Source organism: Terrabacter carboxydivorans (genome assembly GCF_039532035.1).
Lineage (GTDB): Bacteria > Actinomycetota > Actinomycetes > Actinomycetales > Dermatophilaceae > Terrabacter > Terrabacter carboxydivorans.
In genome coordinates this window covers 216086-234137 of the sequence record NZ_BAAARE010000002.1, presented here as the reverse complement: position 1 = coordinate 234137, position 18052 = coordinate 216086, and the positions used below count along the sequence as shown (strand labels likewise).

The following is an 18052-nucleotide window of genomic DNA, read 5'->3' as shown; positions in this document are numbered from 1 at the left end:
AGTCCTGGCTGCGGGACCCGCCACTTCGAGTCTCCCACCGGGGCACTCGCCCGGCGCCGGTCCGAGAGCGGGATCACCCCACGCTCCCGTCACTTTCCGGCGCCGTCGCCGAGGCTCGGTGCCACGATCGAGGGGTGAGCGACACGGCCGCACGACCCGGGGCCCGCGAGCACCGCGGCCCGATCCCCGGCACCCCCACCCACGAGCACGTCTCCCTCGCCGAGGAGTGGGTGGCGAGCAACTACAGCCCGCTGCCGGTCGTCATCTCGCACGCCGAGGGGGCCTGGGTCACCGACGTCGAGGGGCGCCGCTACCTCGACGCGCTGGCGGGCTACTCGGCCCTCAACTTCGGGCACCTCCACCCGGCGCTCGTCGGGGCGGCGAGGACGCAGCTCGAGCGACTGACGCTGACGAGCCGCGCCTTCCACAGCGACCGGCTCGGGCCGTTCTGCCGGGACCTCGCCGCGCTCGCCGGCAAGGAGCTCGTGCTGCCGATGAACACCGGCGCCGAGGCCGTCGAGACGGCGATCAAGACGGTGCGGCGGTGGGGCTACGAGGTCAAGGGCGTGCCGGACGGTCGGGCCAGGATCGTCGTCATGGCCGGCAACTTCCACGGCCGCACGACGACGATCATCAGCTTCTCGGACGACCCGGTGGCGCACGACCACTACGGCCCCTACACGCCCGGTTTCGACACGGTGCCGTTCGGCGACATCGAGGCACTCGAGGCTGCCGTCACCGACGACACGGTCGCGGTCCTGCTCGAGCCCGTCCAGGGCGAGGGCGGCGTGATCCTGCCGCCCGACGGCTGGCTGCGCAAGGTGCGCGAGCTGACCCGTCGCCGTGGGGTGCTCATGGTCGCCGACGAGATCCAGTCGGGCCTGGGGCGCACCGGCACGACCTTCGCCTGCGACGTCGAGGGCGTCGTCCCCGACGTCTACGTGCTCGGCAAGGCGCTCGGCGGAGGCATCGTGCCGGTGTCGGCGATCGTCGCCGACCGTGACGTGCTGGGCGTCATCACGCCCGGCAGCCACGGGTCGACCTTCGGCGGCAACCCGCTCGCCGCCGCCGTCGGGCAGGCCGTCGTCGGGCTGCTCGCGACGGGCGAGTTCCAGCAGCGCGCGCGGTGGCTCGGGGCGCTGCTCGAGAGCGGGCTGCGCGAGCTGCTCGGGCACGGCGTCGAGGCGGTGCGCTGCCGGGGCCTCTGGGCCGGCGTCGACATCGACCCGCGCCTCATGACGGGTCGCGAGGCCTCCCACCGGCTGCTCGAGCACGGCGTCCTCGTCAAGGACACGCACGGCTCGACCGTGCGCATCGCGCCGCCTCTCGTCATCGGCGAGCCGGAGATCCGGATCCTGCTCGACGCGTTCGCCGCGATCCTGCACTGAGCGATCCTGCATTGAGCGCGGTGCACGCGGGCGGGGGGCTCGTATGCCGTCCCCGCCCGCGCGCTGCTCGCGCCCGGCAGGTCTCGCGCCGTCAGGCGGGGAAGCCGAAGCAGGGGAAGAAGCCCTCGACGCCGGGACGCGGGAGCTCGATGCAGTGCGACCGCGTCTGCTCGAGCACCGCCGAGGGGTCGGTGCCGGTGGCCGACCGGCCGGCGACCTCGACCGAGACCTGGGCCGAGGCGGCACGCCGCAGGTCGTTGGCGGTGGAGCTGACGTTGCCGTCGGCGAAGTGGACGTGGGTGGAGTCGGTGGTGTGCTCCAGGGGTCCGGAGCCGGTCCACGACGCGGTGAGGTGCACCGTGACCGGGTTGCCGTCGCCGTCGGTGCCGGTGAGGTCGGTCGTGACCGAGGCCCGGGTCAGGCGGGGGTCGACGACGAGCGGTGCGCCGTTCTGCACGTCCGCCTGGAAGACGACCGGTCCACCACCACCTCCTGCTGCCGGGGCGACCCGTGCACCGGAGGCCGCGCAGGAGTCGGTGACGCGGACGAACACCGCGGTGAGCCCCTGCTTGCCCACGGGACCGGGCTGGGCGGCATACATGGCCCTGCTCGAGGAGACGAACACCTCGGTGAGCTGGCAGTCGGTCGTCGACGAGAACGTCGCGGACGCCGAGGTCGAGCCGATGGTGTGGTAGATCCGGGGCTGGGCCGCGCCCGCCGACGCTGTCGCGAGGGGCGCGAGGAGGAGCGGCGCGGCGAGGACCGTCGCGACGGCGAGGGCACGTCTCATGAGGACTCCCAACCGAATCCCTGTCATCTCAAGCGTGACACCGGCAGGTCGGCGTGGCTGTGGCGCAAGGCGTCTCGTGCGTCACATCGCTCGACGGACCGGGGGCCCACCTGCTAGTCCGGAGGGGACTGATCCGACGCGACCTGAGGAGAGCTCATGCCCACGAACCTGACGACGAGGAAGAAGTGGTCCGACCTGACGAGCGGCCAACGGGCTGCGGTCATCGCGGTCGGCGCCGTGCAGCTGTCGCTCGCCGCGGCGGCGTGGGCCGACCTGGCCCGTCGACCGGCCGAGGAGGTCAACGGGAGCAAGGCGAAGTGGGCGGCGGTCATCGCCATCAACTGGGTCGGGCCGATCGCCTACTTCACGCGCGGTCGCCGGATCGCGCCGGAGGTTGCGTCCTGACATCGGCCGACATCGGCTGACATCGCCCCTGATGTGCCGCGGATCTGGATTCGGATTCACCTGCGGCCATTGGGCTTTCGCGCCACGATCGGAATCTGTGGCCAACCGCGGCCACCTGATCAGTGCGAGGTAGTCATGGTCGACGGCAACGATGCATTCACCACCACCCGACGGGGAGCCATCAAGACCGGGGCCCTCGGTCTCGGCGGCCTGACGGGCGCCATCGCGCTCGGTAGCAGCGAGGCGGCCTCCGCCGCGCCCCTCCCGTCGATGGACACGGTCGCCGCCTTGGCTGGCGTGTCGGGCGCCGACTACTTCCTCCGCCTCGACGGCATCACCGGTGACAGCGTCGACGCCCAGCACCAGGGTTGGGTCGACGTCCAGGACTACTCGTGGAAGGCCACGAACGGCACGACGGTCACGGGCTCGGGGTGGTCGGCGAGCAAGGCGTCGCTCTCGGCCATGACGCTCTCGACGCAGCTCGGCCAGCACAGCCCGCCGCTCTTCCTGCGCACGATGAACGGCCGTCACCTGACGTCCGCCCTGGTCCAGGGGATGACCACTGGGGCCACTCCTCGCCGGTTCGTCGAGATCGAGATGCGGGACGTCGCGGTCGCCTCCTACGAGGCGGCGTCGGGTGATGAGTCCCCCCAGGACACCTTCAGCCTGGCCTTCGCCGTGATCCGCTACTCGATCTACCTCCAGAGCGCGACCGGCGGTGAGGGGCAGGAGATCACGAGCACGTGGAACATCCGCACCGGCACCGGTTCGGGCGCGTGAGCCGCCGGACCCACTGACAGCCGGGACCGGGCGCGCGGCGGCCTACGCGGCTGCTGCGCGCTCGGCGCGGTCGCGGATGCCGCGGAGCATCTTCTGGCTCATCAGCGAGCTCACGGCCGACACGGGCTCGACGAGCACCGGCGACCACGGGTGGGGGTAGGAGAAGCGCTCGCGCACGATGAGCCGGGTGGCACGGTGCGGGTGGCGCCGCAGCACGAACGACCACGTGAAGTCGTAGGGAGCGGCCGACGGGTCGCCAGGCATCGCGGCGCCGGCGTGCAGCACGAGCGACCGCCCCGGCTCGATCGCCGTCACGGCCAGCGCGACCCGAGGGTGCAGCCGCACGAGGTCCCCCGGCTCGAGGTGCTGCCACGCGTCGACGACGGCGTCGGCGCTGTGCAGGTGGCAGCCGGCGAGGTTCTCGAGCCCGTCGTAGCTGTAGAAGCCGCCCCGGTCGGACCCCATCTGCACGACCCACCGCCAGACCTCCTCGGTCGGCGCCTCGACGGTGACGGCGCGGGTGGCGACGAGGCCGGGGTCGGGCAGGATCTCGTCGCCGGGCAGGCGCTCGCGGGTCTCCTCCGTCGTCGCGCCCCAGTGCAGCGCGGACCAGCGCAGCGTCACCACCCCCAGGGCGGCGACCCCGCCGACGACCGCTGCGAGCAGCGGCCCGGCGCCTCGCCTCATGCGTCCACGGTAGACCGGATCCCGTTGCCGGTCAGGGCGATCCGGACATGATGGAGCCCGGCTCGCGTTCGCGATGCCGGGCTACCAGTGACGGTTCACGTACCACAACGGGCCAACCGTCGGAAGTTACTGTCCCCTGCCAACGAGTGTCCCGTCCGGGGGCGACTGCGTCAGAGTGACACGCCGACGCCGTGGTGGTGGTTCGAAATGGACAGATCTGGTCACAACGGACCAGAGGTGACCATCCCGGGTGACCAGTCCGGGTGGCCATGTCGGACCATCCCGGGCGCCGTTCCGACCCGGCCGGTCTCACGGCACGCCGTCCAGCCCCCACGTCGTGCCGTCGGTCGTGTCGATGACCGCGGCCCGGTCGCACCGCAGCGTCAGCGGCAGCCGGTCCGACACCGCGTCGACGACGGAGGGCAGGCGCGCGCCGGCCACGCCGGTGGTCAGCGAGACGTGCGGCATCCAGTGGCCCGGCTCGTAGTGCCGGTGCACGACGGCGCCCGTCGCCCGCAGCGCCTCGACGACACGGGCCTGCCGGGTGGCGAGGGCCGCGGTCGCCGAGCCGGCGAGCGCCGCTCGCCCGCGGGGGAAGACCACGACGCCCTGGACGGCCACCTCGAGCGGTCCCTCGTCGCCCAGCCGGGCGGCCGCGGACAGCACCGCCTCCTGCTCGGCGGCGAGCAGGACGGCATACGACAGGTGTGGCACGTGCCGGCCGTGCGTGTGCGTCAGGAGCGTCGGGACACCCTGCTCCTCGAGCCGTCGCCACAGCGCGCGGACGAGCCGGTCCGAGGCCGGGTCGAGCAGGAGGCAGAGCGCGAGCGCCATGGCCCATTGTGGACACCGGCGCGCGGCCTACGCTGGCGCAGTGACCGCCTCACCGAGCCCCCTCCCGAGCGACCTCGACGTCGTGAACGCCCAGCGCTACGTGTCGCTGACGACCTTCCGCCGCAACGGGGAGCCGGTGCCGACGCCGGTGTGGATCGCCCGCGACGGCTCCCAGCTCGTCGTCGTGAGCGTCGACCCCGCCGGCAAGCTCAAGCGGCTGGCGCACACCGACCGCGTCGAGCTGCGGCCGTGCGACATGCGGGGCCGGGTGCCCGAGGGGGCGCCGACGTATGCCGGGTCGGCCGTCGTCGTGCGCACTCCCGAGGGCGTCGCCGCGGTCAAACGCGCCCTCGCGCGCAAGTACGTCCTGGCCCGCCTCGGCGATGCCGTCGCCCTGGTCACGGACCGCGTGCGTCCGCGGGCGCCGCGGGCCGGGATCCGGATCACGCTGGCCTGAGCGGCGCGCTCAAACACCTGTTCGACACATCGGACAAAGGTTGGACAGGCCGGTTTCGCACGCGCCTGACCTGCGGTTATGGTCGCAAGCATGAGCCCCACCGCAGGAGCCCGGCTGGTCCAGCGCCAGCTGGGCAGGATGCTGCGCAGCAAGGTCGCCGGTGACGACGCGCCGGCCCGCGCGCAGCGCATCTGGGGTGCCCAGGGCGAGCGGTGGTTCACCCCGGAGGACCCCGTGTGGCGGGTGCACGCCGACGCCTCGATGTTCCCCGCGGGCGTCACCTCGCTGCTGCTGCAGATGCTGCACCCGATGGCCATGGCCGGTGTGGCCGGCCACAGCGGCTACAAGTCCGACCCGTGGGGTCGGCTCCAGCGCACGAGCCACTACCTCGCGACGACGACCTTCGGCACGGTGGAGCACGCCGAGGAGGCCATCGCGATGGTCCGCTCGATCCACGAGCGGGTGCGCGGCAAGGACCACCTCGGCCGGCCCTACCGCGCCGACGACCCGCACCTGCTCATGTGGGTGCACGTCGCCGAGATCGACTCGTTCCTGCGCGGCTACCAGACCTTCGGCGACGCTCCGCTGACCGACGACGAGGCCGACACCTACGTCGCGCAGGCCGGCATCCCCGCCGCACGCCTGGGCGTCGTCGACCCGCCCACCTCGGTCGCCGAGCTGCGGGCCGTCCTCGACGCCTACCGCCCCGAGCTGCAGGCGACCCCGGCCGCTCGTGAGGCGGCGCGCTTCCTGCTGCTCGACCCGCCGCTGCCCTACTACGCCCGGCCGGGCTACGGCACCCTCGCCTCCGGCGGCGTCTCGCTGCTGCCGGGTTGGGCGCGCGAGATGCTCGGCATCCCCGTGCCCGACGTCGTGTCGTCGCTCGTCGCACGACCGCTCGGTCACCTCGGCACGGCCGCGGTGCGCTGGGGCATGGCCGGGCTCGCGGAGCGGCGGCCGTCCGACGTACCGCCCGAGTCGCCCGACCCCCACGGACCCCCCGACGAGCCGGATGAACTCGTCGGGGTCAAGGCCGCCAGCTGAGCGGCCACCTTTGACCGGGCCGGGCGGCACTCAAGAAGCGGGTGCCCCCGGCCCGGTGCCTACGCTCGATCGGGCGGTCGGAGCCTGAGAGCACCATGCCAGGAGCATGTGAATCTCCTGCGAGCCGTGCGTGACCGTGCACGTCCGACAGATCTGCCACGGACGCATCCCACCGTTCGGCGGAACGCCGTGGATACATTCCGGGCCATCGGGGGCCAGTTCCACACACCCATGGACGGAGCCACAGCACATGACGATTCGCACCCTGACGACGGCGGCCCTGGCCGCCGGCGCCCTGGTGCTGGCGGCGGGCAGCACCGCGACGGCCAGCACGCACAGCACGACGAGCACCACGGGCTCGACCGCCGGCACGTCGGCGAGCGAGCCCCAGCTGATCAACGACGCCGACCTGAAGGCCCAGTCGATCACGATGGGCGGCGCCTCGGTGCTCCCGTCGACGAAGACGATCCCGCACTTCTACGGCAAGACCACCGACCCGACCAACGGCGTCACCTACGGCTACAACATGGTCGGCGCCGACCCGAACTCGTGCGCTGGCGCCGGGTGCGACGTCACGGTCCAGGTCGACATCACGCCGATCAAGGTCGTCATCGGTGACAAGACCTTCGACGGGTCCGACGTGCTCAAGGCCACCCTCGCGTCGCCGCAGTTCGCGGACAACGACTACGGCTCCACGCCGGCCGCCACCGACGCGCACTTCGCCCGGGGCACCGGCGGAGCGCTGTCGCAGCTCGACGGAGGCCACGGCCTGCAGCTGCAGGACGCGACGATGCGCGCCCAGTTCGCCCAGACGGGCGCGAGCGGCTACCACCTGCGCCTGCACCCCAACGTGCTCCCGGCGGTGACGATCACCGTCCCGAGCAACCAAGCCACGCTGATCCAGAGCGGGCGCGGGGTGCTCGGTGGCAACGTCGACGTCGGCTGGTGGTCCTCGAAGATCACCAACCTCGAGAGCAGCGCCGACCCGACGCACCTCCCGCTCTACCTCACCGACAACATCTTCCTGCACACCGCCAACGACCCGAAGCAGTGCTGCATCATCGGCTACCACGGCACCAAGGCCGCCGGTGACCGTCTCGGCAACGGCAAGACGCAGGGCAACGCGCCGGTGCAGACCTTCGCCTGGGCGTCCTACGTGCGGCCGGGCTTCTACTCCCGCGCCGACGGCGGTGCCAACTGGGCGCTCCAGGACATCCACGCCATCAGCCACGAGATCGCCGAGTGGGCCGACGACCCGTTCGTCAACAACTCGGTCAACCCGTGGGTGACGCCGACGGCGCCGCAGTACGGCTGCACGGGCGTCCTCGAGACCGGCGACCCCGTCGTCTCGATCGGCTTCGCGAAGGGCACGAACACCTACCTCCAGGGCCCGAACCCCAACGGCACCCAGAGCGCCGACGGCTACTACCACCCGGAGGACGAGGCGCTCCTGCCGTGGTTCCTGCGCCAGCCGTCGAACGCCACCGGCTCCGAGGCCAACCAGACGAGCCCCGGCGGCCGCTACACCCTGATGGGCGACCTCAACCCGTTCCCCGGTTTCCGGGCGCCGGCGACGGGCTGCTGAACCAGCGCAACCCTTTGTGACAGAGGCGTGCTCGCCTCACCCGCCATGCGGCATACGCGATCGTGCGTATGCCGCATGGCGCTTCCCGGGGGTCGGCGCAGTCGGGTGGTGGCTCCCCTTCGACGGGACCGCAGGGGTCGGTCGCGGGCTTCAGTCGCGGGCGTCGAGCAGGCCGCGGCGGGCGGCCTCGACCCCGGCCTGGAAGCGGCTCGTCGCGCCCGTCTGCGTCATGAAGTCGCTCATCAGCCGCCGCACCGTCCGGGTGGACAGGCCGAGTCGCCGGGCGGCGGACTCGTCGGTGACGCCCGAGGCGAGCATCTGCAGCAGCTGCCGGCTCGTGGCACTCGTCAGCGGCGCCTCGCGGCGGCGCTGGTCCCCGAAGGGCTCGGCGAGCAGCCACACCATCTCGACGTGCTCGACGAGCGCGGCGACGAGCGCCGGCGACCGCACCTCGATGGCGCCCTGGGACGGGTCGCCGACGACGCGCGGGAGCAGGGCGACCTCACGGTCGACGACGACGAGGAGCATCGGCACCTCGGGCATCGTGCGCGCCTGACCACCGATCTCGGTGAGCCAGCGGGCGTAGTCGAGCGTCGCCGGGTCGTGGCGGAAGCTGTCCTGGTAGACGGCCCGGATCGCCACGCCCCGCTCGAGCGCGCGCTGGTTGAGCGGCTTGCTGGCGGCCATGGCGTCGGGCTTGTGCGCCCGGCCCGGGTTGAGCGAGACGCACTCGGTGCGCGCCTCGAGCGACAGCTCCTCCAGCCGGTCGCGCACGGCCTCGACGGTGCGGTGGTGCACCAGCGCCTCGCGGTGCAGGTGGGCGTCGTGCTCGGCGGCCATCGTCTCCATGAGGGAGCGCACGGCTGCGACGCGACCGGCCTGCACCGCCAGCTCGGCCTCGGCCTCGGCGACGAGCCGCGCCATCCCGACCCGTGGTGGCGACGGGACGAGGACCATCGGGTCGGCGCCGGCCGGCTGCAGCAGTGCGACGTCGGCCAACCGGTCCAGCGCCTTGCGCACGCGAGGACGACTGAGCGACAAGGCTTTTGACAGGTCGGTGACGGTGCGCGTGTGGTCGTCGAGCATCGCCCGGTAGACGGCGGCTGTGTCGTCGTCGAGGTCCATGACCCACCCCCTCTGGGCGGTGACCGCGACGGTCGCGGACCCCCTGGTCGGCCGCCCCGCCCGGTCGTGTCCGCTAGCGGACAGGCCCGTTGCGGCCAGAGCATATCCCTTCCCGCAGGTCTCGCCGAGGAGCAACGTTCACCCCAGCAGACCACCCCTCGCGGAAGGCACCACGGACATGACGCAGTCACCCGCTCCGACCCACAGCCCCTCGCTCGCTGCAGCCCACCTCACCCCTCTCCTCGCCTCCGGCTCGGGCTCCTCGTCCCGAGCGGTCACGGCCATCGCCGCCCTTGCTGCCGCCGTCGGCCTCTGCCTCGCCGGCTCGGCTGGGGCCGTCGCTCCCACGGCCGGCTCGGCCGGCTCGGCCCCCGCGACCTCGACCGTCAGCCACTCGTCCCAGCTCGGGACCCCGGGCTCCGGCGTCGTCGTCGCCGGCGGCTTCGAGTGGGGCTCGACCCGAGGCCGATGAGATGTACCTCCTGTCGCTGACGCTCCGACCGGGGCCGCACGCCTCGCCGGACACGTCGGCGGCGGAGGCCGGCGAGATCATCACCGCCGCGATCCAGCGGATCCCCTTCGTCGAGCACGCGAGGGCCCAGGCCCACGCGGACCGCGTCGACGTCGGCGTCTTCGTCACAGCAGGCAGCCGCGAGCATGCGCTCGCCCGGCAGGGCGAGCTGCACGACGCGGTCGACGCCCTCGGCGGCGACCCCCCGTGGTGGGTCGCCGACCCCGCCGGTCGCCCCTGAGGGCCGGCGCCCCCGACGACCACCACCCCCAGCCCCGACCGGGCGGGCCTCCCGCACCGATCGGCCATGCCGTCCTGCCCACCGGGGCCGGCAGCGGCACCAGAGATGTCCCGCACCACCAGATCCGGCCACGTCGGCCACCACCCTCACCACCACACCAAGGAGAAGAACCATGTCGATCTCGAAGCTCGTCACCAAGGGCGTGGCGGTCGCCGTCGCCACCGCCGCCATCGGCGCAGGTGTCGCCGCCCCCGCCAACGCCGCCGGCTACAAGTGCGAGACCAGCGGCACGACCACCTACTGCTACCAGGTGACGAGCACCGCCGCCTCCAGCTTCGTGGCGCTCTACACCGATGCCCTCGTCAACTCGACGTCGAGCTCGGCGACCCTGACCTGCAGCGTCGAGTACTCGAAGTCCTACACGGCGAGCGCCACGGCGACGGTCAGCACCTCGATCAAGGCCTTCCTCGTGGCATCGGTCGACGCGTCGGTCTCGGCCACCGTCACCAACTCGGTCACGACGACGATCGGCTCGAGCGTCACCTCGAACGTGCCGGCGCACACCACCCGCTACTGCGACCGCGGCACCTACACCTACCGCGGCACCGTGCTGCGGACCGGCGCGAGCGGCATGAACCAGCTGCCCAACTACACCTTCTCGATCACCGCCCCGGCCGTGCTGTCCTGGCGCTTCCGCTGAGGTGACGACGGTGCGCTCCGTGATCTCCCCAGTGATCTCCTCAGTGATCTCCTCCGCCCTCGTGGCCGCGTGTGTGGCGCTGCTGACCGGCTGCGCCGGCGGCTCGACACCGTCGGCCTCCCCTGCGGCTGCCCCCGCCTCCTCCGCCGCGGTCGCGCCTCCGGCCGCACCGGCGGGCGAAGCGGTCATCGCCAGCGTCACGGGAGTGGGGAGCTCGCGGAGCGCCCGCGACATCGCCACCGACGGCAGCTACACGGCCTACCTCGTGTGCCGCGGTGGCGCCGAGGTGGTCGTGGCCTCGACGGCCTCCGGGTCGGACACGGCGGTCCCGTGCACCGGGCACGTCTCCCGGGTCCGCTACCTCACCGACGGCCACGCCGACTCCCTCAGCATCACGGCCGGCGACGGCCAAGCCTGGGCCCTGACGGTCGCCGACGCGAACGTCAGCGGCTGACTCCTCGCACGCTCGACGGCATACGGACCCTCCCCCTCCGTATGCCGTCGAGTGCCGCCCCGCCGCACCGGCACCGCTCGTGGAGGGCAGCACGCCTCGGCGCGGCGGCGCGAAATCCTCGAAATCGGGCGCAGCCCGGTGCGGCCGGGCGTCCGGTCAGTAGGCTGCAGACGTGCCCAGACTCGTGCTCACCGTCATCGGCGACGACCGCGCCGGCCTCGTCAGTGCTCTCGCGGACGTCGTCACCGCGCACGACGGCAACTGGGAGGACAGCCAGCTCGCGGAGCTGGCCGGCAAGTTCGCCGGCATCGTCGTCGTCGGGGTGCCGGCCGAGCGCGTCGAGTCGCTGACGAGCGCGCTGCGTGAGCTCGACGGGCTGCTCGAGGTGACCTCGCACCCGGGCGCCGAGGGGGTGGGCGGCGTCGCGGACGACGCCGATGCCCAGCGGCTGACCGTCGACCTGCTCGGCAACGACTCCCCCGGGATCGTGCGCGAGGTGTCGTCGGTGCTGAACCGTCACGATCTGTCGATCGAGACGATGACGACGGAGACGCGCGAGGCCCCGATGGCGGGCGGCCTGCTGTTCGAGGCGCACGTCGTCGTGCGGGTGCCCGGCGGGTCGGACACCGCGGCGCTGCGCGCGGACCTGGAGCGGCTCGCGACCGAGCTGCTCGTCGACATCGCCGTCGCCTGAGGGCTGCGGTGGGCCGCCGCGGGACGACGATGGGGCCCGCCTCGCGATGCGAGCTCGGGCCCCGAGACGGTTCACGTACCACAACGGGCCAACCGCCGAAGTCTGTGTCGCCGCAGGGGCGACACCATTCAGTGGACGCCTCTTCTGGCGGTGATACGTCCCGATTCGGGAGTCCTTGCGCAACTCTTGCAGTGCTCTTGCGTCGGCGCCTCGCCGCGGGAACCGGCAATCAACGACATTCCCAGTCGGCGGGTAGGACACTGGACTGACGGGGACGATCACGAGCCCACGAGGCGGCGTGAAACCCACGAGCCGCCCACCGACGGGCGATCACCGTCGTCGTGGCGCTGGGCCACTTCCCTCCCTGGCTGCGTGCAGCCGTGGCTCAGCGCTGCGACGACCCGCGCCGCGACGACCCGCGCTCGACGGCCCGCTCGTGCGACGGCTCTCCGGCGCGCTGTCCTCTTGCAGCCGTGTCGGGGTGCGCGCACGCTGAGGGCATGCAGGCACCCGGAGAGATGGCGACCCCGCTGACGCACGCCAAGGCCGTCCCGATCGCGGACTACGGCTTCCTCTCCGACGGCGAGGTGACCGCGCTTGTCGCGCCGGGTGGTGACGTCGACTGGATGTGCCTGCCGCGGCTGGACTCCCCCAGCGTGTTCGGTGCGCTGCTGGGGCGGCACGCGGGGCGCTTCCGGCTCGGGCCGTCCGACATCAGCGTGCCGACGGCGCGGCGCTACCTGCCGGGCACGATGGTGCTCGAGACGAGCTGGGGCACGCCGACGGGCTGGATCATCGTGCGCGACGTGCTGCTCATCGGGCCGTGGCACCACGACGACGGGGTGTCGCGCAAGCACCGGCGCACGCCGGCCGACTACGACGCGGAGCACACGCTGCTGCGCACGATCCGGTGCGTGTCGGGTGAGGTGCAGACGGTGCTGGAGTGCGAGCCGGTACTCGACTACGGGCGGCGGCCGGTGACGTGGGCGTATGCCGAGGACGGCTACCACCAGGGCCATGCGACGGCCGAGGGCGCCGACGTGTCGCTGACGCTGACGACGGACCTGCGGTTGGGCTTCGAGGGCGGGCAGGCTTCTGCCAGAACGCTGCTCAAGGAGGGCGACGAGCGTTTCATCGCCCTGTCGTGGGGTGCGGTGCCGCCGCCGAGGACGAGCGCCGAGGCGCACGACCGGCTCGAGTGGACGGCGCACCACTGGCAGCACTGGCTGGCGCGTGGGCGCTTCCCCGACCACCCGTGGCGCAGCTACCTGCAACGGAGCGCCCTGACCCTGAAGGGTCTGACGTACGCGCCGAGCGGGGCCATCGCCGCCGCCGCGACGACGTCGCTGCCGGAGAGCATCGGCGGGGAGCGCAACTACGACTACCGCTACACGTGGATCCGTGATGCGACGTTCGCGCTGTGGGGCATGTACTCGCTCGGGTTCGACTGGGAGGCAGTCGACTTCTTCTCGTTCATCGCCGACGTGGCCGAGCGGGACGAGGACCTGCAGATCATGTACGGCATCGGAGGGGAGCGTGACCTCCCGGAGTCGACGCTCGACCACCTGCAGGGGTATGCCGCGTCGCGGCCCGTGCGCATCGGCAACGCCGCGCACTCCCAGGTGCAGCACGACGTGTGGGGTGCGCTGCTCGACTCGGTCTACCTCCACTCGAAGGTCGCCGACCACGTCGACGGGCGCATCTGGCCGCTGCTCGGCAAGCAGGTCGAGGCGGCCCTGAAGCACTGGCGCGAGCCGGACGCCGGCATCTGGGAGGTGCGCGGCGAGCTGCAGCACTTCACGTCGTCGAAGATCATGTGCTGGGTGGCGGTCGACCGCGGCGCGCGGCTGGCCTCGACGATCGGGCAGGACTCGCAGGCCGCGGAGTGGCAGCTGGCGGCCGACGAGATCAAGGCCGACATCCTCGAGCACGGCGTCGACGAGCGGGGCGTGCTGACGCAGTACTACGGCACGTCGGCGCTCGACGCGTCGCTGCTGCTCGCGCCGCTCGTGCGCTTCCTCCCGCCGGACCACCCGGTGATCCGCGCGACGGTGCTCGCGATCGCCGACGAGCTGACCGTCGACGGGCTCGTGCTGCGCTACCGCGTCGAGGAGACCGACGACGGCTTCTCCGGGCAGGAGGGCACCTTCACGATCTGCTCGTTCTGGCTCGTGTCGGCGCTCGCTGAGATCGGCGAGACGAAGCGGGCGCACGAGCTGTGCGCCAAGCTGCTCTCCTTCGCCGGGCCGCTCGAGCTCTACGCCGAGGAGATCGACACCGCCACGGGCCGCCACCTCGGCAACTTCCCGCAGGCCTTCACCCACCTGGCGCTCATCAACGCCGTCATGCACGTCATCGCGACGGAGGAGTCGCCCAACCAGGACATGTGACGCGTCCCCGGGCACACGGCATACGCCCGCTCGAGCCACCGCGAGAAGGTGGCCGACTCGTGAGAGCCTGCCCCCATGCGGTCCTACTGCGCGCTCTACGTCGACGTCGGCTACCTGCTCGCGGCCGCGGCGACGCGGGTGACGGGCACGTCGCTGCGCAAGGGGATCGTCGTGAGCTATCCCGACCTCGTCGCGCGCCTCATCAAGGACGCCGAGGCCGCGAGCGGGCTGCCGCTGCTGCGGCTGCACTGGTATGACTCGGGCAACCGTCCCGGCGGCAACCCCGACTCGACGCAGGAGGCCATCGGCATGCTGCCGCGGGTCAAGCTGCGGCTCGGGCGCACGTCGCCGCAGGGTGAGCAGAAGGGCGTCGACCTGCGCATCGGCCTCGACCTCGCGGCGCACGGGCGCAACCGGTCGGTCGACGTCATCTACCTCCTGTCCGGCGACGACGACCTCAGCGAGGCCGTCGAGGAGGCGCAGAGCCACGGCATGCAGGTGGTGCTCATGGCCGTCCCGGACCGCTCGGGCAAGCCGCACGCCGTCTCGCGGCACCTGATCCGTGAGGCCGACGACCTCATCGTGCTCGACGGCGCCGTCGTCGACGACACGGTGCACGTGCGCCAGCTCCAGCCCGACGCACCTCTGCCTGCGGCCGCCGGCCACGTGACGGAGGGGGTGCCGTTGCCCGGTCCGCCCGTCGTCGCCGCCGAGGCGCCGGCTGCGGAGGTCCCGCCCAAGCCAGCTGCCGCACCTCGCCCGACCCCGGCGGTGCTGGCGGGCAGGCCGCAGCCCGCCGCTGCCCAGGGCGCGGCTCCCGGCCGGCTCGTCTGGTCGAGCGCGAGCGACGGCCTCGGCGGCGCCGAGCGCGCCGGGGTCGCCCCCGTCGTGGGCCAGGCCGAGCTCGACCTCATCGACGACGTATGCCGTGGGGTGATCGGCACGTGGTCGATCACCGCGAGCGCCGCCGACCGCACGCGCCTGATGAGCCAGAGGCCGTTCATCCCGGGCGAGCTCGACCGCGCCCTGCTGCTCGACCTGTCGGCGCGGCTGGACCGCTACGACGTCGAGGACCACCTGCGCTTCCTGCTGCGCGACCACTTCTGGGAGCAGGTCAGGCACCTCGACCGCTGACCGGCTGGAGACTGCGATCAGGACTCGCGATGGGTCCCGTCGTCGTTGACGGGGTCAATGCCCACGCTCTTGATCCACCAGCGTCCGCTGTAGGAGAGCTCGACGTAGAGGAACACACGGCCACCCTGAACGCTGCGCACCTTGCGCCCCTTCCTGTCGACCAGGTCGTGCTTCGGCTGCCGCACGTCGGCGACGACACGCACGTCCGGGCTCCAGATCACGACGGAGACTTTCGAGACGACCAAGATCGGGCCTTCATGACGCCTGCCCTCGCGGGCGAGGTTGGCTGCAGCATCACGGAAGTTGGTGCAGGTGCCGCAGTCCTTCGAGGCACGGTTGTCGAGCAACGACGCCTGCGGCCGGGTCCATGAGTCGTTGAGCCGGCTGAGGTAGTCCTTGACGTAGGCCTCGGCCCCCGACTGCGTGTGATCGTGAAGCAGGTCCGGCTCCAGTTCGCGGCGCAGCTTGGCAATCGTGGGCGTGGTCACCTTCGGAGCAGTCGTCGGCGACGACGCAACCGCTGCCGTCGTCGGCGTCGCCGCCGCCGCGGCCTTCACCGGGAGGGCCGGTGGAGGTGCAGAGCAGCCCGCCGACATTCCGACGGCCATAGCCACAGCAGCGAGGAGCGCGATGACCTGACACGGTGAAGACATGTGGGATCCCGTTCGTTGGGTGGACGTCTTCGACGACCCAACCGCACAGGCCCAGATCCATCGCGCCGTTTTCCACAGGGCCGGGAGGCAGCGCTAGCCCAGCGCGACGGGGGTCAACGACTCCGGTGTCGCCCCAACGGCTGGCGGGCCCGCTTCAGCTCCTCACGGACAGGGCTCGTGCTCATGCCCTTGAGGTTGAGAGGCGGGTCGAGTCGCTGGAGGACCGCATGCTCCACCACCCCCAGCACGTCGGGGTCGCCGATGGGCGAGGCAACGACCCGCAGATGGACGGTCATCCATGACGTCAACGCCGTCTCATCGACAGGGCCCGAAGGATCTCCAGGAGCCAGCAGGGCAGCCAAGGTTCGCCGGAAGGTCGAGAACTCGTGCTTCTTGCCGAGGTGCATGCCGACGACTCGGCCCCAGAGCGTGTTGCTCGAGCGACGACCACTGGGCCAGCGGGTCGCACCGGCCTGCCCCGCGTAGATGAGACCCGCGCCGACACGCTGGCCGTCCAGGGCGCGGCTCAGATCGTGCGCTCCCTCCGCGTCGACCCACCAGCTGTAAAGACCCGGACGCTGCAGAGGTCCACGGTCAGACGCCAGCAGCTGTGGCACTGTCACGGCCGACTCAGGGTCACCGAGGACGTGGATGAAGCCCTCCACAAGGTCGTCGACGCTCGCGGACGCATCGGGTGCTGCCGATGGACGGCTCGAGCCGCCCTCCACGCGCTGTTCCTGTTCGTGACGCGGCGACACTGCGTACCAGTGCAGCCGTTGCCCGTGGGACAGCCCCTCCAGCGGCAGCTCCATCCGAGCCCCCGCCTGCTCCAGCGGACCGGCCAGCGCGTTCGCGTAATGGGCGCCGGCGTGCACCTCCACAACGCGACCGCGGAGCGGGCCTTGCAGCAGTTCCAGACGCGCCACCACCCACTGTCCCCAGGCGTCGCGATACGCCGGTGGCGTGTCCGGCAGGTAACGCTCGTAGGGAGCCAGCCATTCTTCGGGCGCCAGCAAACCGTGCTCAGCGGAGAGGATGAACCATGGCCTTCCCGAGTCCTCGGCGTATCTGCGCTGCCCGCGGAAGAGTGGCGAGACGTAGAGATCCTTGGCTGGACCGGGCGTGGCTCTCTTCGTCTTGGCGCAAGAGACCAGCACGACATCTGCGGCTGCGATCGCGGCGGCATTGGGCTCGGCGGGGGTTGCTTTTTGGGCCGTCACCGAGACGCCACCAGTCCTGTAGTGATTAGGCACGAAGGTGACGGACTCGCCGAGTCTGACCGTCTGCAGACGAAAGCCGGCCGACGTCCAAGCGTGCACATGACTTCTGTCACCAGACCACCATGCCCGGTGCTTGCTAGCGGACGGGGGCAAGCCACCCACGATCTCTCGGAGGCTCTCCCACGACAACGACAGCTGATCCGTTCGCCCATCCAAGAAGCGATAGAGGGCGGCCCAGTCAGACGACACCGCGTCAGTGTCGCATCCGGGTCGGGTGGAGACTGGACGTTGGCGTAACCCCAAAGGATTGGAAGTGAATGGCCGTGTCTGACCAGGAGACCTACGTGACGCCGAAGGTGGCGCAGCCCTACTGGGCCAAGCACGCCTACGAGGTGCTGGTCGAGACGGCGGGTCGCTACAACGCGGTCATCACCTACTCAGAGCTGGCGGAGGAGGTGCAGCGCCGTTCGTCGCTCCACACGAAGTCGGCGATGCGCAACTGGATCGGCGGCCTGCTGGCGGACCTCGTCAAGGTCAACCACGTGCGCAGCGAGCCGCCGCTGACGTCCCTCGTCGTGCACAAGGACGACGGCCAGGTCGGCACCGGCTACGACGAGGTGCTGCGCGTCTACGGGCACGCCCCGATCCAGGACCAGCTCGAGCGGGAGACGCACGCGGCGGCCTCGCGCCTCGAGTGCTACCGGCACTGGGGCGCCGACGTCCCCGCTGACGCGAAGCCGACGCTGAGCACGCGGGCGCGCGAGGTGCGCGAGCGCCGCCCTCGAGTCGCGGCGGTCGAGCCCCGACGAGGCGCCGTCTGCCCGACCTGCTTCATGGAGATGCCGGTCTCAGGCATCTGCGCCAACTGCGACTGAATCCGTACGCCGGGTATGCGGGCACTTGTTGCCCGTCGTAACGACCTTTCGCCGTGGCAGTGGGCTTGACTGGCGTGAATCACCT

At 71.8% G+C, this 18052-nt stretch carries 21 protein-coding genes; 15 read left to right on the top strand and 6 right to left on the bottom strand.

The features are described from left to right. Nucleotides 1-134: 134 nt before the first annotated feature. On the top strand, nt 135-1388 hold the full coding sequence (rocD, locus tag ABD297_RS03010; protein ID WP_425581124.1) for an ornithine--oxo-acid transaminase: 1254 nt from the start codon (nt 135-137) through the stop codon (nt 1386-1388). Between the two features lie 91 nt (nt 1389-1479). On the opposite strand, the gene ABD297_RS03005 is transcribed toward rocD, so the two are convergent. Continuing rightward, entirely contained in the window at nt 1480-2178 is a 699-nt protein-coding gene (locus ABD297_RS03005) for a hypothetical protein (protein WP_344252831.1), read from the bottom strand. 156 nt (nt 2179-2334) lie between these two features. Between ABD297_RS03005 and ABD297_RS03000 the strand changes: the two genes are divergently transcribed. Together ABD297_RS03000 and ABD297_RS02995 are read left to right on the top strand one after the other, a co-directional pair. Further along, on the top strand, nt 2335-2583 hold the full coding sequence (locus ABD297_RS03000; RefSeq protein ID WP_344252829.1) for a PLDc N-terminal domain-containing protein: 249 nt from the start codon (nt 2335-2337) through the stop codon (nt 2581-2583). Between the two features lie 135 nt (nt 2584-2718). Next, entirely contained in the window at nt 2719-3363 is a 645-nt protein-coding gene (locus tag ABD297_RS02995) for an Hcp family type VI secretion system effector (RefSeq protein WP_344252827.1), read from the top strand. Nucleotides 3364-3405: 42 nt separating this feature from the next. Here ABD297_RS02995 and ABD297_RS02990 read toward each other — a convergent pair whose 3' ends face one another. After that, nucleotides 3406-4050 carry an SRPBCC family protein gene (locus ABD297_RS02990; RefSeq protein WP_344252826.1) on the bottom strand — a complete coding sequence of 215 codons (645 nt, stop codon included), beginning with the start codon at nt 4048-4050 and terminating at the stop codon, nt 3406-3408. Between the two features lie 309 nt (nt 4051-4359). Next, nucleotides 4360-4884, bottom strand: coding sequence for a 2'-5' RNA ligase family protein (locus ABD297_RS02985; protein ID WP_344252825.1), 525 nt, complete (start codon nt 4882-4884; stop codon nt 4360-4362). Nucleotides 4885-4924: 40 nt separating this feature from the next. Here ABD297_RS02985 and ABD297_RS02980 point away from each other — a divergent pair, with 40 nt between their 5' ends. The 3 genes from ABD297_RS02980 to ABD297_RS02970 all read left to right on the top strand — a co-directional run bounded on the left by ABD297_RS02980 (nt 4925) and on the right by ABD297_RS02970 (nt 7970). Further along, complete coding sequence (locus tag ABD297_RS02980; protein ID WP_344252824.1) at nt 4925-5341, top strand: PPOX class F420-dependent oxidoreductase; 417 nt, start codon at nt 4925-4927, stop codon at nt 5339-5341. A 90-nt stretch (nt 5342-5431) separates the two neighbouring features. After that, on the top strand, nt 5432-6385 hold the full coding sequence (locus tag ABD297_RS02975) for an oxygenase MpaB family protein (protein ID WP_344252822.1): 954 nt from the start codon (nt 5432-5434) through the stop codon (nt 6383-6385). Between the two features lie 250 nt (nt 6386-6635). Further along, the gene (locus ABD297_RS02970) at nt 6636-7970 is read left to right on the top strand and encodes a hypothetical protein (RefSeq protein WP_344252820.1); all 1335 of its coding nucleotides are present in this window, start codon (nt 6636-6638) and stop codon (nt 7968-7970) included. A gap of 150 nt (nt 7971-8120) precedes the next feature. Here ABD297_RS02970 and ABD297_RS02965 read toward each other — a convergent pair whose 3' ends face one another. Further along, nucleotides 8121-9095: a LuxR C-terminal-related transcriptional regulator gene (locus tag ABD297_RS02965; protein WP_344252818.1), complete on the bottom strand. Its 975-nt coding sequence runs from the start codon at nt 9093-9095 to the stop codon at nt 8121-8123. Between the two features lie 178 nt (nt 9096-9273). Between ABD297_RS02965 and ABD297_RS02960 the strand changes: the two genes are divergently transcribed. From ABD297_RS02960 to ABD297_RS02930, 7 genes are all read left to right on the top strand, one after another. Further along, a complete protein-coding gene (locus ABD297_RS02960) occupies nt 9274-9567 on the top strand; it encodes a hypothetical protein (protein ID WP_344252817.1) in 294 nt (97 codons plus the stop codon). A gap of 1 nt (nt 9568) precedes the next feature. Then, nucleotides 9569-9847: a hypothetical protein gene (locus ABD297_RS02955; RefSeq protein WP_344252816.1), complete on the top strand. Its 279-nt coding sequence runs from the start codon at nt 9569-9571 to the stop codon at nt 9845-9847. Between the two features lie 172 nt (nt 9848-10019). Then, nucleotides 10020-10547 carry a hypothetical protein gene (locus ABD297_RS02950; protein ID WP_344252814.1) on the top strand — a complete coding sequence of 176 codons (528 nt, stop codon included), beginning with the start codon at nt 10020-10022 and terminating at the stop codon, nt 10545-10547. A gap of 19 nt (nt 10548-10566) precedes the next feature. Next, nucleotides 10567-11001 (top strand): hypothetical protein, encoded by a 435-nt coding sequence (locus ABD297_RS02945; protein ID WP_344252813.1) that lies wholly within the window; start codon nt 10567-10569, stop codon nt 10999-11001. Between the two features lie 172 nt (nt 11002-11173). Then, complete coding sequence (locus tag ABD297_RS02940; RefSeq protein ID WP_344252811.1) at nt 11174-11695, top strand: glycine cleavage system transcriptional repressor; 522 nt, start codon at nt 11174-11176, stop codon at nt 11693-11695. A 500-nt stretch (nt 11696-12195) separates the two neighbouring features. Continuing rightward, nucleotides 12196-14085: a glycoside hydrolase family 15 protein gene (locus ABD297_RS02935; RefSeq protein WP_344252809.1), complete on the top strand. Its 1890-nt coding sequence runs from the start codon at nt 12196-12198 to the stop codon at nt 14083-14085. A gap of 75 nt (nt 14086-14160) precedes the next feature. Next, nucleotides 14161-15219 (top strand): NYN domain-containing protein, encoded by a 1059-nt coding sequence (locus ABD297_RS02930; RefSeq protein WP_344252806.1) that lies wholly within the window; start codon nt 14161-14163, stop codon nt 15217-15219. Nucleotides 15220-15236: 17 nt separating this feature from the next. Here ABD297_RS02930 and ABD297_RS02925 read toward each other — a convergent pair whose 3' ends face one another. Continuing rightward, a complete protein-coding gene (locus tag ABD297_RS02925) occupies nt 15237-15707 on the bottom strand; it encodes a hypothetical protein (RefSeq protein WP_344252804.1) in 471 nt (156 codons plus the stop codon). On the opposite strand from ABD297_RS02925, the gene ABD297_RS02920 reads away from it, so the two are divergent. After that, nucleotides 15694-15858, top strand: a complete 165-nt coding sequence (locus ABD297_RS02920) for a hypothetical protein (protein ID WP_344252803.1) — start codon at nt 15694-15696, stop codon at nt 15856-15858. The genes ABD297_RS02925 and ABD297_RS02920 overlap by 14 nt on opposite strands. A gap of 127 nt (nt 15859-15985) precedes the next feature. Here the strand turns inward: ABD297_RS02920 and ABD297_RS02915 are convergent, their stop codons facing one another. Then, nucleotides 15986-17341 carry a DUF6884 domain-containing protein gene (locus ABD297_RS02915; RefSeq protein ID WP_425581123.1) on the bottom strand — a complete coding sequence of 452 codons (1356 nt, stop codon included), beginning with the start codon at nt 17339-17341 and terminating at the stop codon, nt 15986-15988. A 68-nt stretch (nt 17342-17409) separates the two neighbouring features. Here ABD297_RS02915 and ABD297_RS02910 point away from each other — a divergent pair, with 68 nt between their 5' ends. Next, nucleotides 17410-17967: a hypothetical protein gene (locus ABD297_RS02910; protein ID WP_344252799.1), complete on the top strand. Its 558-nt coding sequence runs from the start codon at nt 17410-17412 to the stop codon at nt 17965-17967. The last annotated feature ends 85 nt before the right edge of the window (nt 17968-18052 follow it).

Bases quoted from the DNA above. Each gene is read 5' to 3' on its own strand.
- ABD297_RS03005 (WP_344252831.1), bottom strand. From the start codon at position 2,178: ATGAGACGTGCCCTCGCCGTCGCGACGGTCCTCGCCGCGCCGCTCCTC.
- ABD297_RS03000 (WP_344252829.1), top strand. From the start codon at position 2,335: ATGCCCACGAACCTGACGACGAGGAAGAAGTGGTCCGACCTGACGAGC.
- ABD297_RS02995 (WP_344252827.1), top strand. From the start codon at position 2,719: ATGGTCGACGGCAACGATGCATTCACCACCACCCGACGGGGAGCCATC.
- ABD297_RS02990 (WP_344252826.1), bottom strand. From the start codon at position 4,050: ATGAGGCGAGGCGCCGGGCCGCTGCTCGCAGCGGTCGTCGGCGGGGTC.
- ABD297_RS02985 (WP_344252825.1), bottom strand. From the start codon at position 4,884: ATGGCGCTCGCGCTCTGCCTCCTGCTCGACCCGGCCTCGGACCGGCTC.
- ABD297_RS02975 (WP_344252822.1), top strand. From the start codon at position 5,432: ATGAGCCCCACCGCAGGAGCCCGGCTGGTCCAGCGCCAGCTGGGCAGG.
- ABD297_RS02970 (WP_344252820.1), top strand. From the start codon at position 6,636: ATGACGATTCGCACCCTGACGACGGCGGCCCTGGCCGCCGGCGCCCTG.
- ABD297_RS02965 (WP_344252818.1), bottom strand. From the start codon at position 9,095: ATGGACCTCGACGACGACACAGCCGCCGTCTACCGGGCGATGCTCGAC.
- ABD297_RS02960 (WP_344252817.1), top strand. From the start codon at position 9,274: ATGACGCAGTCACCCGCTCCGACCCACAGCCCCTCGCTCGCTGCAGCC.
- ABD297_RS02955 (WP_344252816.1), top strand. From the start codon at position 9,569: ATGTACCTCCTGTCGCTGACGCTCCGACCGGGGCCGCACGCCTCGCCG.
- ABD297_RS02950 (WP_344252814.1), top strand. From the start codon at position 10,020: ATGTCGATCTCGAAGCTCGTCACCAAGGGCGTGGCGGTCGCCGTCGCC.
- ABD297_RS02935 (WP_344252809.1), top strand. From the start codon at position 12,196: ATGCAGGCACCCGGAGAGATGGCGACCCCGCTGACGCACGCCAAGGCC.
- ABD297_RS02930 (WP_344252806.1), top strand. From the start codon at position 14,161: ATGCGGTCCTACTGCGCGCTCTACGTCGACGTCGGCTACCTGCTCGCG.
- ABD297_RS02910 (WP_344252799.1), top strand. From the start codon at position 17,410: ATGGCCGTGTCTGACCAGGAGACCTACGTGACGCCGAAGGTGGCGCAG.